The organism is Kaistella yonginensis (assembly GCF_030409525.1).
Taxonomy (GTDB): Bacteria; Bacteroidota; Bacteroidia; order Flavobacteriales; family Weeksellaceae; genus Kaistella; species Kaistella yonginensis.
The window spans coordinates 1-981 of record NZ_JAUFQB010000030.1 but is presented as its reverse complement, the minus strand read 5'-3'; the positions used below and the strand labels follow the sequence as shown (position 1 = coordinate 981).

At 29.8% G+C, this 981-nt stretch carries 1 protein-coding gene; it reads right to left on the bottom strand.

The genetic code is table 11. The features are described from left to right. Nucleotides 1–13: 13 nt before the first annotated feature. The gene (locus QWY78_RS09230) at nt 14–892 is read right to left on the bottom strand and encodes an IS982 family transposase (RefSeq protein WP_189208193.1); all 879 of its coding nucleotides are present in this window, start codon (nt 890–892) and stop codon (nt 14–16) included. Nucleotides 893–981 lie beyond the last annotated feature (89 nt).

Sequence of the window (981 nt, the reverse complement as noted above, 5' to 3'; positions counted from 1 at the left end):
ACCTGTTGTGCATTTAGCATAAATTAATTTTTGTTTTATTTATACTTCTTTTAAAAACGAAAAAATTCAGATACTGTATCATTGTAAAGGAAGTGATTTTAGATGCAATTCTTGTTGCTAAACCTTGAAATGATTTTGCAAAATTGACATTGATTGTGAACTGACCTGCTAATTGCGAAAATGCTGTCTCAATTCTTTTTCTAATTTTAGATTTTGTATAAGAGAATTTTACAAAATCTAGTTGGTTTTTTCGCATTGGTACAGATAAGTTTATGTTTGAATAATTGAATAAATCTACTTGTAGTTCTTTACTGATGTATCCTCTATCACCTATTAATTCACAGTTTTTGAAGTTTTCTTTAATGTCTTTAAGATAATTCACGTCGTGGATATTTGCAGGAGAAAAATCATACGAATGAAAAATTCCATTTTTATCACAAACTGCGTGGAGTTTAAATCCAAAATAACGGGTTTTTTGTGCTGCACAATATCCAAAAGCTGGTCGGATTTGTTCAGTGGAGCAAATTTCTGAGCGTAATGCTCTACTTATTTTACAAATTTCAACTGGTGTAGAATCTACTACAAAAACGTCTGTAAATTCTGAAAATTTACCGCTTAAAACTATCCGTATTTTTTCAAAGTATGGAAAAAGTGATCTTCGTCTTTTATTGAAAACGCTTCTTTCAATTTTATTTTCTAAAACAGTGCCAGAAAGCATTCTAAATAACTGTAATTCAGAGTTAATAGACATATACTCTGCCGTCACCGTAAGTGCAACCAATTCCAAATCAGAAAGTTTTGGAACTCTGATTTGCTTAGAAGTTGTAATATGTCCGCAAGTATTTGTCAATTCTTTTAAAATAATTTCGTAATTTTGAATGAGATTGTTCATGTATTTAAGTGATTGGTAGTCAGGTAAATATACGATTTTTTAATCAAATGAACAATCTTTTTTCCTATATTTCTAAATGCACAACGGGT